The sequence below is a fragment of the Ekhidna sp. ABH4_415 genome (assembly GCF_056161305.1).
Genome location: NZ_JBSWYW010000007.1, coordinates 295,261 through 317,308, shown reverse-complemented (window position 1 = coordinate 317,308; position 22,048 = coordinate 295,261). Strand labels below are relative to the sequence as shown.

Sequence of the window (22,048 nt, the reverse complement as noted above, 5' to 3'; positions counted from 1 at the left end):
AACATCCATTATAGTTTAGTTTACATTTTTGTATCCATATTGTTGGACTATGAAGAAAACCTATACGATTTCAGGGATGTCTTGTGAGGGATGTAAGAGTCACGTAGCAACTGCTTTACTCTCAAATAATAAGGTGGAAGTAGCAGAAGTAGACCTGGCTGCTGGTAAAGCTTTGCTTACCCTAAAAGAGCACATATCCATCGATGACCTGAAGCAGACGCTCCAGTCACATGGTGATCGTTATGATATACATCCGGAGGATCATCACCATTCCCATGATCACAAAAAAGCAAACGAGAAGAAGACTGATAATGGTGGCAAATATTATTGCCCAATGCTGTGTGAAGGTGATAAAAAATACGACGAGCCGGGAGACTGTCCTAAGTGTGGGATGGATTTAGAACAAGAACAATCCGCTTCTTCATCAACCAAAACCATTTATACCTGTCCCATGCATCCTGAAGTGGAACAGGACGAACCGGGTAGCTGTCCAAAATGTGGGATGGATCTGGAGCCCAGGAATGTTAGTGCTGAAGAAGATTCCAGTGAAAAGAAAGCGTTTCAAAATATGCTCAGAAAATTTATCTGGTCTGTTGCCTTCACCCTACCCGTATTTTTTATTGCAATGGGTGAAATGGTGGGGATTTCCATTAACTCATTGATCAATAAAACTATGCAGGGATGGGTGCAATTTGTACTTACAACTCCTATCATTTTCTATTCTACCCGTGAGTTTTTTGTGAGAGGATTTAAATCCGTCATTAATCGTTCTCCCAACATGTGGACACTGATTTCGCTCGGTGCTGGTGCCGCATACTTGTTCAGTATTGTTGCACTTATATTCCCTGATATATTTCCCGAGCAGTTCAAAACTGAATCAGGGAATGTTCACTTATATTTTGAATCGGCTGCCGTTATTTTGACTCTCATCTTATTGGGTCAGGTGCTGGAATTAAAAGCCAGAAGTCAAACAAACTCAGCAATCAAAGAATTGCTCAACCTGGTTCCACAGAAAGTAATCGTTATCCGAGATGGCAATGAACAAACCATCCCCCTTGAAGAAGTCCAAATTGATGATATTATTAAGATAAAACCTGGTGAAAAGATACCTGTCGATGGAGAAATCACCGAAGGAAAAACTTCCATTGATGAATCGATGATTACCGGTGAAGCTAATCCGATAGAAAAAAAAGAGGGTAATGAAGTGATTGGAGGGACGATAAACGGAACCAATACCTTCCTGATGAAAGTAACAAAGGTTGGAAGTGATACGCTACTCTCTCAGATCATTGAGATGGTGAATAAGGCCAGCCGTACCAAAGCTCCGATTCAAAATTTGGCAGATAAAATTTCGGCGTATTTCGTACCGACAGTGGTGGCTATTGCGATTCTGTCATTTGCCATCTGGTCCATTTGGGGGCCCGATCCCCGGTTGGTTTATGCATTTACAAGCGCTGTTACTGTACTTATCATTGCATGCCCATGTGCATTAGGTCTGGCCACACCTATGTCTATCATGGTAGGAACCGGCAAGGGGGCCAAGCAAGGTGTGTTAATTAAAGATGCACGTGCACTGGAAGAAATGCATAAAGTGACAACTTTAGTAATTGACAAAACCGGAACGATCACCGAAGGCAAACCTACCCTACAGCATGTCCAGTCTTTTTCAGATACAAATGAAAATGAACTCTTACAATGGGTTGCTTCCCTCGAAAACAGTAGCGAACACCCCTTAGCGGATGCCATCGTAGAAGCTTCCAAAGCCAAAAAACTAGAATTGTTAGAGGTAAAAGACTTTGATTCCATAACGGGTAAAGGAGTGAAAGGAAAAATCAATGATCAGGAAATAGCGATTGGCAACAAAAAACTACTGGAGGATTTTAATATCTCTTTGAATGAGGTCCAAAGTACCGAAATAGCTGAAAGGCAATCAACAGGCGAAACAGTAATGATGATCGTAATTGATGGGAAGCTAAATGGATATATCAGTGTGGCAGACGCGATAAAAGAAACATCTGCTGAAGCTATTAAAACGCTCCAAGAGCATAACATTGAAGTTATCATGCTAACAGGCGACAACAAAAACACAGCTAAAGGAGTAGCAGAAAAACTTGGCCTTGATGGGTTTGAAGCAGAGTTGCTTCCTGAAGAAAAGCATGCATATGTGGAGAAGCTACAGAAAGAAGGTAAGGTTGTAGCTATGGCCGGTGATGGGATCAATGACGCTCCAGCACTGGCTCAGGCCAATGTAGGCATTGCTATGGGAACAGGGACCGATGTTGCCATTGAAAGTGCCGGCATTACACTGGTGAAAGGTGAGCTGGATGGAATTGTGCGAGCGCGAAAACTCAGTGAAGATGTCATGCGGAATATTAAGCAAAATCTGGTCTTTGCGTTCGGGTATAATATGTTGGGAGTTCCTATTGCTGCCGGCCTATTATTTCCCTGGTTTGGCATTTTACTTAGTCCAATGTTGGCTGCCTTAGCCATGAGTCTTAGTTCCGTTTCTGTGATAGGAAATAGTTTGAGATTGAGGTAAAATACACCTCGAGGGTTTTGAAAACCCTCGAGGTTCTATTTAATTTAACACATGGCTCAACCATTAATTCCTCTTGAACCAGAACGTATTTATCACATTTGGACACATGCGAATGGATCTGCTTACACCAAAGCCTACAATAAAATGTACGATCGAAAAGGGTCTCTTTTCATCCCAAAATTCAGAAGGAAGTTGATTGATAACGACTCCTACTTCACTAGACTAATCGCATATATTCACAATAACCCAATACATCATCAATTTGTAAAAGACTTGAATGATTGGCCACATTGTAGCTATCATTCATATCTCATAAACAAACCCACCAAAATTGAGAGGGATTCCGGAATTGCATGGTTTGGGGGAAGAAGTGAATTTCTTAAAGTGCATAAAGAGCTAGAGGCAAAAGATGTCATGTTGGAATTTGAATAATAGAAACCATGGAGGTTTTGAAAACCTCCAAGGTTTAATTACGTATCTTTGCAGCAGTGAGAATCACTAAAAACATATTAAACAGCTTTCTTGCAGTTGTATTATTAATAGCCACTACAGGCATTACCCTTAACAAGCACTATTGTATGGGTAGACTCAAGTCTGTGGCAGTTAATGAGCATGCTCAACATTGTTTCGATGGTGAAGAAGAACAAATGCCTTGCTGTAAAGATGTAAGCGAGGAGCTTAAAATTGAGGAGATTACTACAGTAGCCTTTGATTTTGATGCAAATCCAGACTTATTCGAACTAGCGATCATCAATCACATCCTTCTCAAGGATATATCCTTTACACTGGAGCAGGAAAAGCCAGAACACCTATTCTATGATCCTCCTCTCCCCGATCGAGACATCCCAGTTTTGATCCAGTCATTCCTGATATAATACCGGATTGTGTTTATAGACGATATCGATCGTCATTTCAGTTCATTTTTTGACTAAAAAATACAATCATGGTAAAACATATATTTACACTTATAACATCAATTTTATTAGCCTTATCAATTGAGGCACAGACAGTGAGAGGAATGGTTGGCAATGGTGCCGAACACGAGCCGCTCATTGGAGCAACCGTTCAGGAGCTTGGAACCCAAAATGGTGTCATCACCGATGTGAATGGTCAATTCACCCTGAAGCTAATAAATAGAGAAGCTAAACTTGTTGTTTCCTATTCAGGATTCATTGCCGATACAGTCAATGTAGATCTATCCGGAATGATGCACATCATGCTTGAAGAAAGCGCTTCTGAATTAGAAGAAGTAGTTGTTCAAGCAAGCAGCACTTTCCTCGACGACCGTGAATCCAAGCACATTGAAGTGATTACGGAGGCAGAACTTACCAAGGCAGCCTGTTGTAATCTATCTGAGAGTTTTGAAACAAACGCATCGGTAGATGTCTCATTTACAGATGCTGTCAGTGGAGCAAAAACCATTCGAATGCTAGGCCTTGATGGACGCTATGTTCAGATCAATCGTGAAAACATCCCAAATGTGAGAGGTTTAGCCGGTAGGTATGGTCTCAATTACATACCCGGTACCTGGATTCAATCCATTGATGTTGGTAAGGGTGCGGGTACCATCGTCAATGGCTATGAGTCGATGACTGGTCAAATCAACGTAGAATTAAAGAAGCCGGAAAATAGCGAGAAGCTTTACTTGAATGGTTATGCGAATTCTATGGGGCGTGTTGAATTTAACGCTAATCATGCCAGAGACATCAATGATCAGTGGAGCACGGCCCTACTATTACATACCAATTACTTCAATAATGAGGTAGATCAGAATGATGATGGCTTCATGGATATTCCGAAAGGCAGACAGATCAATGTAATGAACCGGTACAAGTACCAGGGAGAAAAGATGGTTTCCCAGATCGGGCTGACGGTTATGAGAGATGAGAAAGCGGGAGGTCAGCTGGGATATGGTTTTGGTGATGACTTTAGAACATCATCGCAATATGGATTTCAAAACAATACTACACGTGCTGAAGTGTTTGGTAAGACCGGTCTCTTATTTCCACATAAACCATATAAGGGCTGGGGCTTTATTTATTCAGCTTCTTATCTAGATATAGATGGTGGTTTCGGTAGAGATAACTATCTCGGTACAGAAAAAACGCTTTATGGTAACGTCATCTTCCAAAACATCATAGGGAATTCATTTCACCAGTACAAAACAGGCGTAAGCATGCTTTACGATGAGTTTGATGAGGTGTATGCAGACTCTACTTTTAGCAGACAAGAAGTAGTCCCTGGATTATATTATGAATACACATATACGCCTGGAGATAGATTCACCTTGCTGTTGGGTGCTCGAACTGATTTTCATAATCTGTATGGTAACTACTTTACTCCAAGACTCCATTCAAGATATCAAATTTCAGAAAATACGACGATCCGAGCTGCAATTGGTCGCGGATATCGAACACCTAACACCATAGTTGAAAACAGTAATATTTTGGTTTCATCCAGGCAATTAATCATTGAAGAAAACCCTGAACCCGAGGTATCCTGGAACATGGGTGGTAGTTTGGTAACAGCGGTTAACATTGGAGATAAAAAGTTAAACCTCATTGCTGATTATTTCTATACGAACTTTGAGAATCAACTCATCTACGATATGGATGCCAATTCCAGTGAATTGAGGGTATATAACCTCAGAGGTAAATCTTACGCTCATAGTTTTCAATTGGAAGGAAACTATCAGTTTTCGGATCGTTTGAGTGCGAAAGCAGCATATAAATTTTATGATGTTCGAACTACTATCAACGATGAGTTCATAGAAGTGCCTTTCAATGCTCGTAATCGATTCTTTCTGAACACCTCCTATGCGACACGATTTGATAAGTGGGAAGCAGATGCCACACTTCAATGGTTTGGAAGCAAACGACTCCCTGACACGTCTGATAAGCCGGCTGAATTTCAGAGAGGATCATCCTCCCCTGACTTCTTCTTACTCAATGCGCAAGTTAGTCGAGGTTTCAGATGGGGAAATATTTACATAGGCTCTGAAAACCTGCTTGGATTTACGCAAGATGATCCAATTATTGACGCAGAAAATCCATTTGGCAATAATTTTGATGCTTCGCTCGTATGGGCCCCCATTGTGGGAAGAATGGTATATGCTGGATTTAGGTATAAGATTAAAAGATAATTAGACATAAGACACTGTTGACATGAAACAAATAATATCAATAATTACGTTTTTGGTAACTGTTATGGCCTCTGGACAGCAGGAGCCTATTGAAGTAGACGGAGGTTTCAAAATTGAGATCAAAACATCAGGCATCTGCGAGATGTGTCAATACACATTAGAAAAGGATCTGGCATTTGAGAAGGGCGTTAAGGAAGCAACGTTTAATCTTAACAATAAGATCATGACGGTCCTATATAATCCAAAGAAAACGGATGCTCAGACTATCAGAAAGCGGATTACCATGGTAGGCTATCACGCAGATACGTTAGCGAGGGATTCTGCTGCTTACGAAAAACTGCCCATGTGTTGCAAGGACGGATCACATGGCACACCTATTCCACAGGTGCCTTTGGCACCAAAGGATGATAATTAATATAATGTTCCTAATCGAATAAAGAATTTATCCTTATATGAGGAGGGAGGTGCATGGAGCCTCCCTTACCTTGATTTTTCATAGTGTTTAACGGCAATGCAATAATCAAGAAATGACCTGTTTAGTTGCTGATCATTCATTTTACAAACGTAGCTTGCAACAGACTCTCCATTATCCGTAAGTTGTTCATCAAAATCGACTGTAGATTGATATAAATCATCAACAAGCCTTTTAACAGACCTTCTTAATTCCGTCACATGAGACGGAGATTTGGTTTGCAACATATTGGGTTAGGTTAGGTTAATGCACGGTTAAATAAGTAAAATATTTTAACAATTACTACAATATTTGAGCATTAGCATGAACATAATTTACCATAGGCAAAGTCATATTCCTTAATCGCTTATAACTCCTGGCTGAGATATTCGTTAACCTTGCCTTTTAAAGAACGATACATTGAGCATCTACCAGCAAAAAATCGAACAGTTAAGGGTGATTTCCACCAAACTAGCAATTAGTGATAGGAGAATAAGCATTGCTCGCTTACTAGCTATATCTGCGACTTTATTCTTATTCTATGAATATTATAAGACTAACAACTCATACTTGTTGTTAGCAGGAATTATCACCACACTGTCATTCTTTCTTCTAATTAAAAGGCATAAATCCATCAGGTGGGAAAAGGATTTGGCTAAAGCTAAAATCGGCATCAATCGAGATGAAAAGGATTTCTTAGCAAAAGGCAAGCTCAATTTTGACAATGGTGATGAGTTTATCCAACATGATCATCCCTATTCCTACGACCTTGATTTCTTCGGTAAAAACTCATTGTATCAAACATTGAATCGAACGGCTACCTCGTATGGAAAACAAACGCTGGCTGAAAAACTTCTTCACATTGTATCAATAGAAGAAATACTTCAAACGCAACAAGCAATTCAAGAACTAACACCTAACATTGAATGGAGACAGCAGATACTAGCTTTAGGCAGACTAAAACCTGACAGCCCTGAAAGCATCAAAGACTTGCTTAAATGGGGATGTAAAAAGCCCAGGAAATATTATCCGATTTTTCGGTGGCTCACTTATATCCTTCCACTTCTCACGATCATAGCCTTTTGCCTTTACTTGATTTATTCAGAAGGCATATTTGGAAATATTGGAGGCTTCCTTTTCCTGATCAATCTAGGGTTTCTTGGCTCACAAATGCTATGGATAAAAGAGGAATTGATTACCACAACGAAAATTGAGGAGATTCTAAGGCAACAATCGATTCTTTTACATGAAATTGAAAATCATACCTTTCAATCAAATAAACTTAAGGAGCTACAAGAGAAACTTACCTCCCACCATACCAAAGCCAGTGAGGCGATCCATCACCTATCTCTATTATTTGGAAGGCTGGAACATGTCACCAATGTCTTTGCCAGTCCTCTTTTAAACGGAACCCTACAGTATCACCTGCATGTATTACATGGTTTATCAAATTGGCGAGAAAAGCACGCTTCCCATCTTGAGGATTGGTTAAAAGTTATTGGTGAAGTTGAAGCGATCAGTAGTCTCGCAAATTTCGCTTACAATAACCCTGACTTTGTTTTCCCTTCCATCAACCATGAAAAGCACATACTTTTCGCAAACCTGGGTCATCCGCTTATTGCAAAAGACCAAAACGTGACCAACTCAATTGACTTCAATTCGCAAAGTTTTTTTATTCTCACAGGCTCCAATATGTCAGGAAAAAGCACATTCCTGCGAACCATTGGTGTGAATATGGTCCTGGCAGGAATCGGAGCGCCTGTGCATGCCACTCGTGCTAATGTGCATGTGATGCCAGTGTTCGTTTCTATGCGATTATCAGATTCATTGAGTGATAGTGAATCTTATTTCTATGCAGAAGTGAAGCGATTGAAATATATCATGGAGCAGCTTGACAATGGAGATGGTTTTGTACTGCTTGATGAAATTTTGCGAGGCACAAACTCTGATGACAAACGAAACGGTACCATAGAGGTTATTCGGAAAATGGTGGAGAAAACTGCTTTTGGCGGTATTGCTACACACGACCTGGAGGTATGTAATACCACTCAGGAATACCCTGAAACACTAACCAATAAACGGTTCGAGGTGGAGATCGTCAATGGTGAGTTGGTATTTGACTATAAGCTACGTGATGGTGTCTGTGAAAACAAAAGCGCCAGCTTTATCATGAAAAAGATGGGGGTTATTTAGCATATCCTTTCGTATCTTTAACTATGCGCTTCCTTATCACCACCACACTCCTATCGGTTGCCATTTTCACCAATGCACAAACCAGCCAAACAACCACTGAACTGGTTATGTCCATGTCACAACGGTCGCTGGTAATGCCCGGTTATCAGACGGAACTTAAGGCATTAATAGCAAGACAGGCCTATGAGTTCTGGAAAGTGGGAAATGTGGAGCCTTATGTCTCCCACTTAAATGTTTATCAAGCACTGTACGAGGCAAACAAGTACCTGGGCTATGACTCTGTGCGTAACATGGCCTACAATCAGGTGGGTATGCACGCTAATACAGTTACCTCCGTGGTATTTGGCAATGAAGCGAACCATTATTACTCCTCATCTACAGATGGGAAAATCTTAAAATGGAACCTGTCCAACCCACGTACCATCCCGGAAACAGTCTATGAATCGGATAAGATTATTCAATCCATAGAAATGTCTAATGATGGCAAAGTGCTAATGGCGATATTCTACCAGGAGGGTTTGGCATTGATCCCTACTGAGAAGAACCCACATGATGATATTCAGGTATTAGAGGACCCTCAGCCGGTTCAAACAGCCACTTTCATACCTGGTGAACGCAAATACCTTATGGTTGCAAAAACCGGCGAATTGATACTAAAGGGATTTAATGCAAAATCAGAGCAGGTTGGAAAAACTGCTCTAAAAGTGAACCAGCTAAAGGTGGACGAACAAGACGGCACTATCTATGCCGGTACCGAACAGGGTGTTCTAGAGGCATGGGAAAAGCCGTACGAGGTGAAAGAAAGCCCGATTGATGACATAATGAAAAACTGGCGTAAACAATCCTATTTTGGTTACGAGCTCGGTTCATTTGCCATCAACTGCCTGGACATAAGCCCAGAGGGAAATACGTTGGCTATCGGTAGGGATCGCGGAGATGTAATACTTTGGGATATTCCGAATAAAAACCTTATCCGAATTATCTCAGGACATCAAAGCACCGTAACAGATATCCAATTCAATCCAAAAGGAGACTTGCTCCTTACTACCAGTCGTGATGGAACTGCACGAATCTGGGACCTCACAGATTCAAGAAAGCTCCCCATCATTCTGGATGATCATGATGATTGGGTATTTACCGGGAGTTTCAACCCCTCTGGAACACAGGTGATCACCGGCGGAGGAGATGAGTACATCCGAACCTGGCCAGTTGATCCCGCATACTTCGCATTCCGCATTTGCGCCATGATTGATCGTCCACTTACCCCAGACGAATGGTATGAATTCGTGGGAAAAGATATCCCCTACGCTCTTACATGTTCGAAATAAAAAAATCGCACCGGACATTCAACCCGATGCGCTCACAATACAACCTAACCTATGATGTTTTCTTAACTCAAACGTACAAACCTGCTTCGTTTAACAGCGCGTGAAGTAATGCAATTCAAGAGATCAATACAGAACTGGGTGAAAAAGGGTCTTTTTACTTTCATAAGGATAATATTTAGTTCTTAATGATGATTCAAAGTTGAACATTCGAAGTGATTGAGGTGAGCGGAAATTACGGAATTGAAAAAATACGAGGATCACGTAATTAGCATCTGATCCCTTTCTTAGGATATATAAATCCATATTTTTTTAAACGATTCCGGTGTTTTTAGGCTTTTAATTATACGTATAACCTAAAATTAAAAACCATGACAAACATTATCTCCTCATTAGTAAATGGAATAAAGGGAGGCGTCAAAGGTGCTATTGAAGGCACTGCTGACCTTGGAAGCACCATTGTTTCTTCTGTTAAAGATGTGACACTCACAACCATCGAAGGAACCAAAGACATTGTAATCAAAGGTGTTCAGGTACCTGCATCGATTGTACAGGGAACATTCGAAGGCCTGTCCAATGTGGGTAAAGGCATCATCGACCTGGTGAAAGGGATCGTAAACGGCGCAGTACAAGGCGCGATGGAAAGTGGTGTAGATCAGAAAGATGCAGTACAGGGTTCTGTTAAGCAGGCTATCCACTCAGCCAAAAATTTAGGTCTTGATGTGGGTTCTGTGGCAGTAGAAGCAGTAAAAGGATCTGTTAACGGAGTGAAGCAGGTTGGTGGCGATACATTAGCAGCTACAAAAAATTCCATTGTAGCAGCAGTAGAGGCCGCAGGTGAAATAAGTATAGAGTCAACCGAGGCTGTGAAAAACGCCATTAAAGAAGGAGTAGATGGCGGTAGAGATGTTTTAAAACAACTGTAAAGAATATAATACATTAATTAAGCCCTCGATCGAGGGCTTAATTAATGCCTTTTCACTTTTACATCCGAATTTTTCAAACCCTTATCGAAGAGGATTGCAATGTTTGACAATATCATATTTTATTGCTTATTCAAACAAACACCAACGAACCATGCTCAAGCAATTTTCACACTCACTATTGACTTCAGAGGAACTGGTTGTCATTGCAGAAAGACTTATACAAGCTGTAAATGCATCCGCCTTAAAAGAGATTCTGGAAAATAGAATTAAGAAGACCACAGAAGCATCCAGCGTGCTTTCTGAATCATTAAATGAGGGACTTTCCAATGTCCATGCTTCACGTGTGCAGCAAGCTGACCTACTTAGAGACGATGCTTTTCAAGCCTTTAAGTATGGTGTGCTTTCGGCCTCATACCGTACAGAGCCATCTATCAAACAGGCAGGAGAAAAGCTGGTAGAGGTGGTAAGAAAACGAGGATTTAGCCTTTACAACCTTGGCTACATTGCCCAAAGTGAAGCCATGAGAAGTTTGGTAAATGATTTGGAACGGTTTTCTAATGAAATTTCACATGCCGGGGTGGCAGATCTTCTAGAGGAAATGCTAAATGCTCATGAAAGTTTTGACAAAGTATACCACGAAAAAACCACTGAGGATACCAAGAATGAAACTCCGCAGGTAGTGGTATGGAAAACCGAACTATCCAAGCAGATCACACTTTTCCTGAACCATGTAGAATTATTGGAAGAGGATAAAGAAGATGGCATTGTCGATCTGGTGGATAAGCTCAATGCAATCATTACGGATATGATGCAGCAGGCAAAAGAACGACAGCAGATAGTATCATGATTTTTTTTGCAAGATTTGACATTAGATAGCTAAACTTTTATATGCCCTTTTTACGTTGGGGTGTTTGATGAAGAAACTGATTGTACTTTTTTCGATAATAGCTTCATGTGAATCACCAACCCCTACTGCACAACAGGTAGTAGATAGCGCCATATCGGCTGCAGGTGTCAGCAAATTGCAGGAGGCTGAAGCATCTTTTACATTCCGAGGTATTGACTACAGCTACTTAATGGATAATGGCGCATATGTGTTCACACGAATGCAGCAAGATTCAATTGGTAATGAAATAAAAGATGTGTTGAACAATGAAGGTCTGTTTCGTTACATCAATGATAGTCTTGTTACACTGGATGAGGAAAAGCGAGCTGCCTACACCAGTTCGGTAAACTCAGTAATCTACTTCGCGTTTCTCCCATTCCGATTGAATGATGCTGCGGTGAATAAAAGCTATGCTGGGATCGTGCAAATAAACGAAACCGCATACCATAAGATTAAGGTGACTTTTGACCCGGAAGGTGGTGGCGAAGATCATGAAGATGTCTTCTACTATTGGTTTGACTCAGAAGATTACAACATGGACTATCTGGCTTATAGCTACAATGAAGAAGATGAAGGCACAGGCATGCGATTCAGAGTGGCCTACAATACCAGAAAGATCAATGGAATCACCATTCAGGATTACAGAAACCTGAAACCTGAGGTAAAAGATAGTGTTCCGCTCGAAACGATCGATCAGGCATTTCTGGATGGAAAATTGGTTGAATTATCACTCATTGAACTGGAAGATGTGGTAATTTCGACTCCATGAAATGGAGATACCTGACCTTAATTATATTACTCACATTTTGTAGCACCCCCCAACCTGAAGAGTCGGAAAAGAAAACAAGCATTGTTAGCTTTTCAACACCTGCTGGTCTCAATAGCAGTCTCCCCCACCTGGTTAAGGGTGCAGATAACAACCTATACCTAAGCTGGGTTGAAAAAAGAGACGCTAACTGGGTAGATTTCATGTATGCTCAACTAAATGACAGTGGGTGGAGCGAACCAGAATTGATTGCTACAGGAAACGACTGGTTTGTCAACTGGGCAGACTATCCAATGCTGGCGGTTGATTCAAGCGGAAACAAAATTGCCCATTACCTGGCTAAGAGTTCAACAGGCACTTATTCTTACGATGTAAATATTGTTTTAAAACCGAACACGGCTGAAAGGTGGTCTGATTCTGTCATACCACACAAAGATGGCACTCCCACAGAGCATGGATTTGCAACTATACTTCCTAAAAACGATGGTACCTTTCTGCTAACATGGCTGGACGGTAGAAATACCGGAGGAGGAGGTCATGGAGGACATGGTAGCGGAGCAATGACCATCCGGTCAGCGGTTATTGATTTGAAAGGAAACATATCAGAGGAGGTAGAATTAGATGGCAGGGTATGCGATTGCTGCCAGACGGGTGGTGCGATGACCTCTGATAGAGCAATCATTGTATACAGAGACAGGTCGGTAGATGAAGTTAGAGATATGGCTTTTGTCACTCAAACAGATTCCGGATGGAGTCAACCAAAACTCATTGCTCAAGACAACTGGAATATTCAAGGCTGCCCGGTCAATGGTCCACGCATTGCTGGTCATAGACGCACAGTAGCTGCAGCATGGTTTACTTCCGCACTTGGCAGACAAACAGTAAAGGTAGCTTTCAAACGAGGTTCAGATTTTAATGATCCCATCATCATCGATAGCACCTCCCCTGTTGGCCGAGTGGATGTGGTCATGCTTAATGAACAAACCGCAGTGGTGAGTTGGTTAGACGGTGGAGAAACGCCAGCAATCAAGTATCGAAAAGTGAACATCAATGGGTCCATGTCTCCGGTATCTATCGTAGCAAAAATGTCAGAATCAAGAGGAAGTGGATTTCCTCAGATGGAGGTCTTTGGTGGAGAGTTATTCTTTGCCTGGACGGATATTGATGAAGAAAAATTAACCGTCCGAATATTAAAAACATCTTTGGAATAATTATTCAGTTAATGAGTTATTGATTGTTTTGAATAACTGACTCCATGACCTCACTCCATCATTGTCTTTGCCCATCCTCACAATGATCACCTGCGTTTCAGGGAAGATATAGAGGTATTGGCCCAGATGACCCCAACCTGAAATAATATCAACCTGCTCACCATCTTTGCTAAACAACCACCAAAAGTCCTTGTAATAAATCTCCCCACCATAATCGTCGACAACATGTTGTTGACCAATTTCCAATGTTTGGTTCATCCATTCTTTTGAAATTACCTGCTCTTCATTCCAAGCACCTTCGTTTAAAACCAATCTCCCAAACTTGGCAAAATCAATGGCACGAAGGTTAATTCCACTTTCCATTTTAGTCATCCGTGACTCTTCGCTATCCAAGCTCCACGATCCATCGTACTCCATACCCATTTTATCCCAGATTTGCTTTTCAAAATAGGCAGCAGGCATCATCCCAGTCACACGCTCCAAAACCATCCCAATTGCAATTGGATTGTACGAGTTGTATTTGAATTCAAGGCCGGGCTCATCAGTTACGGGGAGTTCCATGATTCGTTCTCGTAATCGGGGATGGTAATAGGCCTTTGGCTTGTCACCCCAGATCAAATCATGATCCTTGAATTGGATCCCACTTTTCATATCCAGCAAGTGGGATAGCCGAACCTCCTTATACTTCGGATCTACATCCAGTAGTTCAGGAAGATACCGGACAATTTCCACCTCTCTGGACTGAATGAATCCCTGATCGATAGCTACCCCCACCAATAATGATGTGATTGATTTTGCCACGGAAAAAGAAGTATTGATTGAATCTCGTGTATATCCGTTCAGATACTTTTCATAAACGAGGGTATCATTCCTAATCACAATAAAGGCAGTCGTTTCTGACGCTGCAAGCACATCTAGCAGCGCACTTTCTTTCCCATTTCCAACAGGAACCAATAACTGGTCTAGACTCTCTTGGTATTCCTTATAGAAATGAAAAGGATTTTCAGAGGCCTGAAAGTTGTATGAAGGGAATTTCTTGAAGTCATCGATACCGGAAGCATTCCATCGAACCCATCTCCCACTATATGTGGCGGTTGAGCAGGAAGTAAAAATTAGGGCACAGGCTACCGCTAAACGAAGTAATGGATTTCTCATGATCTGTTCTTTACTCGTACCTCAAAGCATCCACCGGATTAGAGTAGGTGATGCGTGTCACTGCAGAAATCACACTGAGCATTGCTACTCCTAACAATACGATCAGCGACCATACAAAGGGCATAACACCAAAAGGTGCTCTGTATGAAAACTCCATAATCCAGCTTTGCATCATGAAATAAGAAAGTGGAAGACCGATTAATGCTGCAATCGCAACCAGCTTGGCAAACTGCCCGAGAATCATTCTCATAATCTGACTGGAAGTAGCTCCCAGGATTTTTCGCATACCGACTTCCTTTATACGCTGATTCAAAATAGCGATGGCCATTCCCAAAAGACCCAAGCTAGCTAAAATCAATGCCACAATAGAGAATACAGAAAAAATGGAAAGCGTCCGCTCCTCCTGCTCGTACAATGAAGCTAACTCCTGATCCAGAAAATGATATTCAAAAGGAAGCTCGCTACCTAACTGCTCGTAAATAGGCTCAATTTTATTGATAATCTGACCAAACTGATTGCCTTCCATTTTGATAAGCATCTCCCCTGCCCCCAGTGGCTGAAGGGTCATTACTAAAGGCTGAATATCTTCATGTAGCGAACGATAATGGAAGTCTTTTACCACACCAACGATCGTTCCCTCCAGCTCTTCATCATTACCAACCCAAATCAATTTTTTCCCAACAGGGTTTTCCAGGTTTAAAAGCTGTGCAGTCACTTCATTGATCATGAAGCCAGATACAGAATCTGATGGATGAGATCGGTCAAATGCCCTTCCTTGCACCACATCCAGATTCAATACTTTTTCAAAATCATAGTCAACCATCACCTCGGAAGCATCTACACGATTATCCGGATCTTCCGGGGAATAATAGGCATGCTGATTGAACTGACCACCCGGTGCATTCGAAACCAAAGTGGTCTGCTTTACTCCGCTGATTTCTTCTATCTGCTCCTGAACGCTACGTACCGATTGCAGGTCTATTCCTCCGATCTCAATACTTGCAGGAACGCTTAATGAAATGATGGCTTCCTTATCAAAACCCAGATCTTTTTCTTTCATAAAATCAATCTGACGATAAATGGTGAGACTGCCGCTGATCAGAATCGCAGAAATAGTAAACTGAAATATCACCAGCACACTTCTAAGCCTTACACCTCGGCCAGTGGTAGTCAGTTTACCTTTAAGTACCTCTGTGGGTCGAAAAGATGAGATAGTCATTGCCGGATAAAAGCCCGCAAGCAAGCCGATTGCGAGGCAAAAAAGCAGGGCTTTAAATACGAAATCAAATTCAAACAGCTTTGATACCTCAAAGCTCTTTCCAGACAGGTAATTAAAGCTATCCATCAGCAAAAAGGAGAGACCATACGATAGTATCAAGGCAACTACACAAAATAAAAATGACTCCAGATAAAACTGGATAGTCAAATTGCTTGATACAGCTCCCAGTGTTTTGCGAACACCCACCTCTTTGGCTCGTTCGATGGACTTTGCTGTTGTCAGATTGATGTAATTGATGGTAACAATCAGAATGAGAAATGCCAGTGTGCCTGTCAATATGTATACATACAGGATATTGCCGTTGTTTTCCAGTTCCCAGCGAAGATGTGAGTGAAGGTGAATGGACTGGATTGGTTGCAGGATAAAACCTGTGCCTGTCGCTTCGAAGGCTTCCCTCCTATCATTCCACCAGTCCAGGTAGGTCGGGATCCAATCCGGAATTTTTGACTCCAGCTTTTTAGAATTAGCTCCTGGTTTGAGTTTCAGGTAGTTGAAATGACCAAAATCCGCCCACGTCATCCAGCTGTCATTGGGATTGATTTGTTTTAATGTGATATACGGAATAATCGCATTGAAATGAAAGTGTGCATTTTCAGGCATTGGCTCCACCACGGCAGTCACAGCAATTGGCATATTATTTAGCCGAAGTTCACGTCCCACCGCACTGGAATCTCCAAAATATTTTTTTGCCATAGTTTGGGTAATCACCAAAGAAAATGGCTTACTCAATGCCTCCTCATCCCCTTCCAGGATGTTCAATTGAAATACATCGAAGAACGTAGAGTCTGTAAGAAAGAAATCTGGTTCCTCAAACATGATGTTGGTTTTTGGGTTCTTAACCCGAACCAGTTCCTTGCTTAGTCCCGGTCCATACCAGGGTGATATGCTCACGGCCTCTTCCACTTCCGGAAAGTCCTTGACCATGGCTTGTGCCATTGGGTGAGGCGTCCGGGTTTGAGGGTTCTCACTGTTCCATGCTACCCGGTAAATCCGATCTGAATCTGGAATCGATTGATCATATGAAAGTTCTTCTTCGAGAAAGAGATAGATTAAAATGCTACAGGTAAACCCGACAGTTAAACCCAGTACATTGAGAAATGAAAACAGTCCATTGCGTTTTACATTTCGACTGAAAATCTTAAAGAAATGCTGAATCATGCCACTTTTTATTTTGAGGTTAAAAACATGATTCAAATCAATACCTCTTCCTCCATTCAATGGTGCTTTCCGTTCGGATAGACGTTCTTCCCCATAAGTCTGAACGTCCTTAGCCTCTCGGTACTCCGATGGAGTAAGACCAGTTCTGCGCTTGAAAGCCGTGTTAAAAGCAGATTTTGAATTGTATCCCACCATGGTGGCTATATTTTCAATTTTCACCTTCTCATGCTGCTCGTCCCGAAGCAACTTACATGCTTCTCGTACCCGGAACCTGGCAATGAGATCCTGAAAGCTGATCTTGAGTGATTCGTTCAGCACCTGTGAAAGATGGTGGGTAGTTACACCCAACTCACGCGCCAACCGACTCAAAGAAGCATCATCTCTTTTGTGGAACTTCTGCTCTACCATTATTTCGTCCAATCGATCCAGAATGGCTGCCTTTATTGATGGCGTAAGCGTAGACTTCTTGTACTTGTTACCGATGGGAATTGGAGATAAGAATGACGATTCCTTAAATAGCTGGTGAAGAACAAAGACCAACAATAAGAGAAAAAGTGTACCGTTCACGATTTGATCGACCTCCAAAGCAAACGAGGTAATGAATACTCCATTGAGTATCACAAAATTTCTTAGCCACGAAACACGAGATCCGGGATTAAGGAAGTAAGAAAATCCTCTCGTTTGACTTTCACGATAAAGCAACCTTAGAATTAAGCCAGCATAGGTTAAGATGACAATTGAGCCAATCGGTTTGTTGATCCAGTCAATTTCGTCAAAAATAAAATTGCTGGTAAATGAAACAATAATCACCAAAAAGTGGACTGAGGCCGTTCGTGTCTTTTGATAGAAGAACGCATGAATATAGAGATAGCAGGTAATTACTATCATAGAGACTGTTGCTGGCAACAGGAAATTCAAAGAAGTACCCTGAACTAAAATTCCGAGCAAATAGGTAATCAGTAGTGCTCCAAGCCATCTCCCGGATGGAGATTTACTGATCAGTAGTACCAAACCACATACGGCACCAATCAGTATGACGCAGATAAGAAATGTCTGCTCCCATGGAAAATTCACCCACTGATCCATCTGGTAAAAGTGGGGAATATCTACAAATTGATTAATATGCTTTCCAATTTGATTTTATTATGGCATGACTGCTGATTTTAAAATATCTTGAATGCCATTTATCATTGATAATAGATTATGCGGATAACCTCATTTTTACTCTTATTAACCCTATTTCCTCTTATTTCTCATACGCAATCCAACTGGAAGTTTGAACATATTACTTCCAATGACGGGCTTTCCACTGGTACAGTAAATTGTGTATTTAAAGATTCCAGAGGCTTTGTCTGGATTGGGACGGTCGATGGGTTAAATAGATATGATGGATATGAAATAACAGTTTTCAAGAATGTCAAAGATGATTCTCAGAGTATTTCTGGAAATATCATCACCGCTATTACTGAAGATAAAAGTGGTACACTTTGGATCGGAACGAGAAACAACGGAATTAACCTGTTTGATTGGAAAAACGAAAAATTTAGTCGACTAGAAACTACCAAGCCCTTCCCTCCCGGCTCAATCCGAGCATTAATAGCCAAAGACAGCAAAGTATTGGTAGGAATACTCGGTGGGGGTGTTGCTGTCTATGATCTTGAAGGTCAAGATATCCAGCTTTTAAACACTGGAAGGGGCAGTATCTCTGATGATAACATCTTTTCAATTATCCATCATTCAGGGAGTCGGTATTGGGTAGGGTCCCAATCGGGTTCTATTGACTTGCTTGATATAACGACCGGAAAATCAGAACAGTATACCTACGCTGAGGAGAATGATTTTGGCAATCGTAAGCCCCTTTTACAAGATAAAGATGGTACTCTTTGGATTGGAACAGATGGAAATGGACTAATTCGAATGAACACAAAAAACGGATCTTTCAAGAGATACACAACCGAAGGGTCCGGTTTATCTTCTAACATCATAACTTCCCTTTTCAAGGGGAAAGACGGTTTTTTATACATTGGGACTGATGGCGCAGGCATTAACGTACTCGACCTTACTGACGACCAATTTTCATATATCCGATCAAGTCTATTGGATAACCAATCTCTAAGTAGTGATGCCATATACCATATTTATGAAGACAATTCTGGAGTCATCTGGATTAGTACCTTCCGTGGGGGGATAAACACTTACAGTCCATATCGAACCAAGTTCCGTCATTACAAACAGATACCCTTTGAAGAAAATAGCTTGAGTTTTAATTCTGTCATTGAAGTTATGGAATCTAAGGATGGGTATATCTGGATCGGAACGGATGGCGGAGGCTTAGATCGCCTTGATCCTAAAACCGGTGAATTTATCCACTATAAAAATAACCCGAGGACGAATAGCATCAGCACCAATGTGGCCATTTCAATGCTTGAAGATAACACTGGCTATATCTGGATAGGTACATATGCAGGAGGTGTCAATCGACTAAACCGACAAACGGGACAGTTTAAGGTCTTCATGCCAAACCCAAACAATCCTGGCAGCATTAACAGCAGAAATGTTTGGTCAATCATCCAAGATACGTATGGTGATATTTGGTTTGGATTGCTTGATGGCGGTTTAGACAAATATGATCCTATCACTGAAACTTTCAAGCACCATGTTGCTGACGGGAGGAAAGGTTCGCTTAGTAGCAACCTAATATTCTCTTTATTCGAAGATTCTAAAGGTAATTTCTGGGTCGGAACAGAAGATGCTGGTCTAAATCTAATGAATCGTAAAACAGGAAAATTCACTGTTTTTAAACACAAAGACGGTGACTCCACAACGCTTTTAAATAATACAATCCGTACCTTATTTGAAGATTCAAAAGGTCAATTGTGGATCGGAACATCAGAGGGAATCAACATACTCAATCCGACTACCAAGGAAATCACAATTGCTTCAGTTAATGAACTTCTTCACAGTCTTGTAATAAACGGTATACTTGAAGACAGTCAAAAGAATTTGTGGATTGCTACCAATAAGGGCATCAGCAAATACAATCCTAAGGCACACAGCATTCAGAATTTTACCATAGCCGACGGTCTTCAGGGAAATGAGTTCAATTACAATGCTTCCATTAAAGCAAGCGACGGCACGATGTACTTTGGTGGTATTAAAGGTTTAAATGCATTTCATCCTTCGGAGGTTAGGATCAGTCAATTCAATCCTAAAATAGCTATTACATCAATTAAACTTTTTGACAAACCCGTCTCAGAAATAACTAAGAATAATGGCGAGCCCTTAACAGATGTATCAGTCCAGTTCATAGAGGAACTTAATTTTAAATATGATCAAAATGTATTAGAAATCGCGTTTGCGTCATTGGACTTTACCTCACCCTTATCAAATAAATACAGATATAAACTTGAGGGCTTCAATGAAGATTGGATCTATACCGATGCAAGTAAGCGAACTGCAAGTTATACCAACCTGGACCCAGATACTTACACCTTTAGAGTTCAGGGTACCAATAGCGATGGTGCATGGTCACAATTTGAAGATTCTTTTGTAATTAATATCCTGCCACCATGGTGGAGTACCTGGTGGTTTAGATCACTTTCCATAATCACCATTATGTCTGTTGCTTTCTTCTTTTTCAGATGGAGAATATTAAGTGCAAGAAGACAAAAAGAGGAATTACAAAGACGAATAGAAGAAGCCACTACTCAAGTAAAACTCCAGAATGCATCGCTTCAAAACGAAAAGGAGAACCTTACAGCAGCAGTAGAAGAAACAAATAGCGTCATAAATCAGGCGGTCGATTCCGGTGATTTCTCTGCACGTATAAATCTGGAAAATAAGGCAGGGCAATGGAAAGAACTTGGGGAGTCTATTAATAAGCTCTTCGAGTCAATACTTATCCCTTTTAATGCAATCAATGAAATCATTAACGCCATGGCAACCAGTGACCTGAGCCAAAGATATCAGGAAGAAGCTAAAGGGGATGTTAAATCTGTCACGGATAATCTGAATTATGCCATAGATAATCTATCAGAGCTATTAAAAAGTATTGGTGAATACGCTCGTAAAATTGATATTGCCTCAGAAGAAATGTTGATCACTAGTGTTGAGATGAAAACAGGAACAGAAGAAATTGCTACCTCCACATCTGAAATGAGCACTGGCGCGCAACAACAAGTAGGAAGGATAGATGAAGCATCAAACATTCTGGAGAGCATCATGGAAGCATCCTCTAACGTGAGTAGAGAAGCGAAATCAATCAATGAAGCTGCTGAAAAAGGCGTTGACATCAGTGATGAAGGTAAGTCGCAGATGAACAACATGAATTCGAATATGCAAAAAATGATTGCTACTTCGGAAGAAACAACCCATGCAATCAGCACACTCTCTGAAAAGTCAAATAAAATTTCCAGCATCCTGGGTTCAATAAAGGAAATAGCAAGTGAAACAAATATGCTTGCACTCAATGCCGCCATAGAGGCTGCAAAGGCCGGAGAAGCCGGAGGAGGCTTTGCAGTGGTTGCAGATCAAATCAGAAAATTAGCTGAAAACTCCAATAACTTTGTTGTTGAGATTGAGAGTATTATTGATGATGTGAAGAGCTCAATAAATACTACACAACAATCAATTTTAGAAATGGGTAAGGACATCAATCAAAGTACTGTTGCCTCAAAAGAGGCAACAAACTCATTTGATGCTTTAGCTCACTCATATTCACAGACGTTAGAAATATCGAATCAAATAGTTAATCATGCAAATTCTCAGCACCAAAAGCTAAAAGAGGTGGTGCAGCTAATGGAAAGTGTAGTGGTTATTTCTGAGGAAGCAGCAGCTGGCACTGAACAGATAGCAACTTCCTCCAATGAATTAAGTTCAGGAATGAATCAGTATTCAGAAAAAACCAGGCAAGTATCTCAAATAATTGATAAGCTCAATGAACGTATGAGTCAATTTAAACTAAATGGCGAAGATCATAATGCACATTGATCAAAAGTGACTAAACAGTCGTGTAAAC

At 41.0% G+C, this 22,048-nt stretch carries 15 protein-coding genes; 12 read left to right on the top strand and 3 right to left on the bottom strand.

What is annotated here, in order from left to right; translation table 11 throughout:
* The first annotated feature begins 49 nt into the window (after nt 1-49).
* From ACXAH9_RS14340 to ACXAH9_RS14320, 5 genes are all read left to right on the top strand, one after another.
* Nucleotides 50-2,539 (top strand): heavy metal translocating P-type ATPase, encoded by a 2,490-nt coding sequence (locus ACXAH9_RS14340; RefSeq protein WP_474895542.1) that lies wholly within the window; start codon nt 50-52, stop codon nt 2,537-2,539.
* 51 nt (nt 2,540-2,590) lie between these two features.
* The gene (locus ACXAH9_RS14335; protein ID WP_474895541.1) at nt 2,591-2,971 is read left to right on the top strand and encodes a transposase; all 381 of its coding nucleotides are present in this window, start codon (nt 2,591-2,593) and stop codon (nt 2,969-2,971) included.
* Between the two features lie 56 nt (nt 2,972-3,027).
* A complete protein-coding gene (locus tag ACXAH9_RS14330) occupies nt 3,028-3,414 on the top strand; it encodes an HYC_CC_PP family protein (RefSeq protein ID WP_474895540.1) in 387 nt (128 codons plus the stop codon).
* Nucleotides 3,415-3,482: 68 nt separating this feature from the next.
* Nucleotides 3,483-5,681: a TonB-dependent receptor gene (locus tag ACXAH9_RS14325; RefSeq protein WP_474895539.1), complete on the top strand. Its 2,199-nt coding sequence runs from the start codon at nt 3,483-3,485 to the stop codon at nt 5,679-5,681.
* 22 nt (nt 5,682-5,703) lie between these two features.
* Nucleotides 5,704-6,096: a heavy-metal-associated domain-containing protein gene (locus ACXAH9_RS14320; RefSeq protein WP_474895538.1), complete on the top strand. Its 393-nt coding sequence runs from the start codon at nt 5,704-5,706 to the stop codon at nt 6,094-6,096.
* A 65-nt stretch (nt 6,097-6,161) separates the two neighbouring features.
* Here ACXAH9_RS14320 and ACXAH9_RS14315 read toward each other — a convergent pair whose 3' ends face one another.
* On the bottom strand, nt 6,162-6,380 hold the full coding sequence (locus ACXAH9_RS14315; protein ID WP_474895537.1) for a hypothetical protein: 219 nt from the start codon (nt 6,378-6,380) through the stop codon (nt 6,162-6,164).
* Nucleotides 6,381-6,552: 172 nt separating this feature from the next.
* Here ACXAH9_RS14315 and ACXAH9_RS14310 point away from each other — a divergent pair, with 172 nt between their 5' ends.
* From ACXAH9_RS14310 to ACXAH9_RS14285, 6 genes are all read left to right on the top strand, one after another.
* A complete protein-coding gene (locus ACXAH9_RS14310; RefSeq protein ID WP_474895536.1) occupies nt 6,553-8,325 on the top strand; it encodes a MutS-related protein in 1,773 nt (590 codons plus the stop codon).
* A 23-nt stretch (nt 8,326-8,348) separates the two neighbouring features.
* A complete protein-coding gene (locus ACXAH9_RS14305; RefSeq protein ID WP_474895535.1) occupies nt 8,349-9,653 on the top strand; it encodes a WD40 repeat domain-containing protein in 1,305 nt (434 codons plus the stop codon).
* 368 nt (nt 9,654-10,021) lie between these two features.
* Nucleotides 10,022-10,576, top strand: a complete 555-nt coding sequence (locus ACXAH9_RS14300; RefSeq protein WP_474895534.1) for a hypothetical protein — start codon at nt 10,022-10,024, stop codon at nt 10,574-10,576.
* A 151-nt stretch (nt 10,577-10,727) separates the two neighbouring features.
* On the top strand, nt 10,728-11,423 hold the full coding sequence (locus tag ACXAH9_RS14295) for a DUF6261 family protein (RefSeq protein ID WP_474895533.1): 696 nt from the start codon (nt 10,728-10,730) through the stop codon (nt 11,421-11,423).
* Nucleotides 11,424-11,490: 67 nt separating this feature from the next.
* Nucleotides 11,491-12,231, top strand: coding sequence for a DUF6503 family protein (locus ACXAH9_RS14290; RefSeq protein ID WP_474895532.1), 741 nt, complete (start codon nt 11,491-11,493; stop codon nt 12,229-12,231).
* A complete protein-coding gene (locus tag ACXAH9_RS14285) occupies nt 12,228-13,439 on the top strand; it encodes an exo-alpha-sialidase (RefSeq protein ID WP_474895531.1) in 1,212 nt (403 codons plus the stop codon). Before ACXAH9_RS14290 ends, ACXAH9_RS14285 begins: the two co-directional genes overlap by 4 nt.
* Here ACXAH9_RS14285 and ACXAH9_RS14280 read toward each other — a convergent pair whose 3' ends face one another.
* Both ACXAH9_RS14280 and ACXAH9_RS14275 read right to left on the bottom strand, forming a co-directional pair.
* Nucleotides 13,440-14,594 carry a serine hydrolase domain-containing protein gene (locus tag ACXAH9_RS14280; RefSeq protein WP_474895530.1) on the bottom strand — a complete coding sequence of 385 codons (1,155 nt, stop codon included), beginning with the start codon at nt 14,592-14,594 and terminating at the stop codon, nt 13,440-13,442. It lies immediately after the preceding gene.
* A 10-nt stretch (nt 14,595-14,604) separates the two neighbouring features.
* On the bottom strand, nt 14,605-18,117 hold the full coding sequence (locus ACXAH9_RS14275) for an ABC transporter permease (RefSeq protein ID WP_474895529.1): 3,513 nt from the start codon (nt 18,115-18,117) through the stop codon (nt 14,605-14,607).
* A gap of 117 nt (nt 18,118-18,234) precedes the next feature.
* On the opposite strand from ACXAH9_RS14275, the gene ACXAH9_RS14270 reads away from it, so the two are divergent.
* On the top strand, nt 18,235-22,020 hold the full coding sequence (locus ACXAH9_RS14270) for a two-component regulator propeller domain-containing protein (protein WP_474895528.1): 3,786 nt from the start codon (nt 18,235-18,237) through the stop codon (nt 22,018-22,020).
* Nucleotides 22,021-22,048 lie beyond the last annotated feature (28 nt).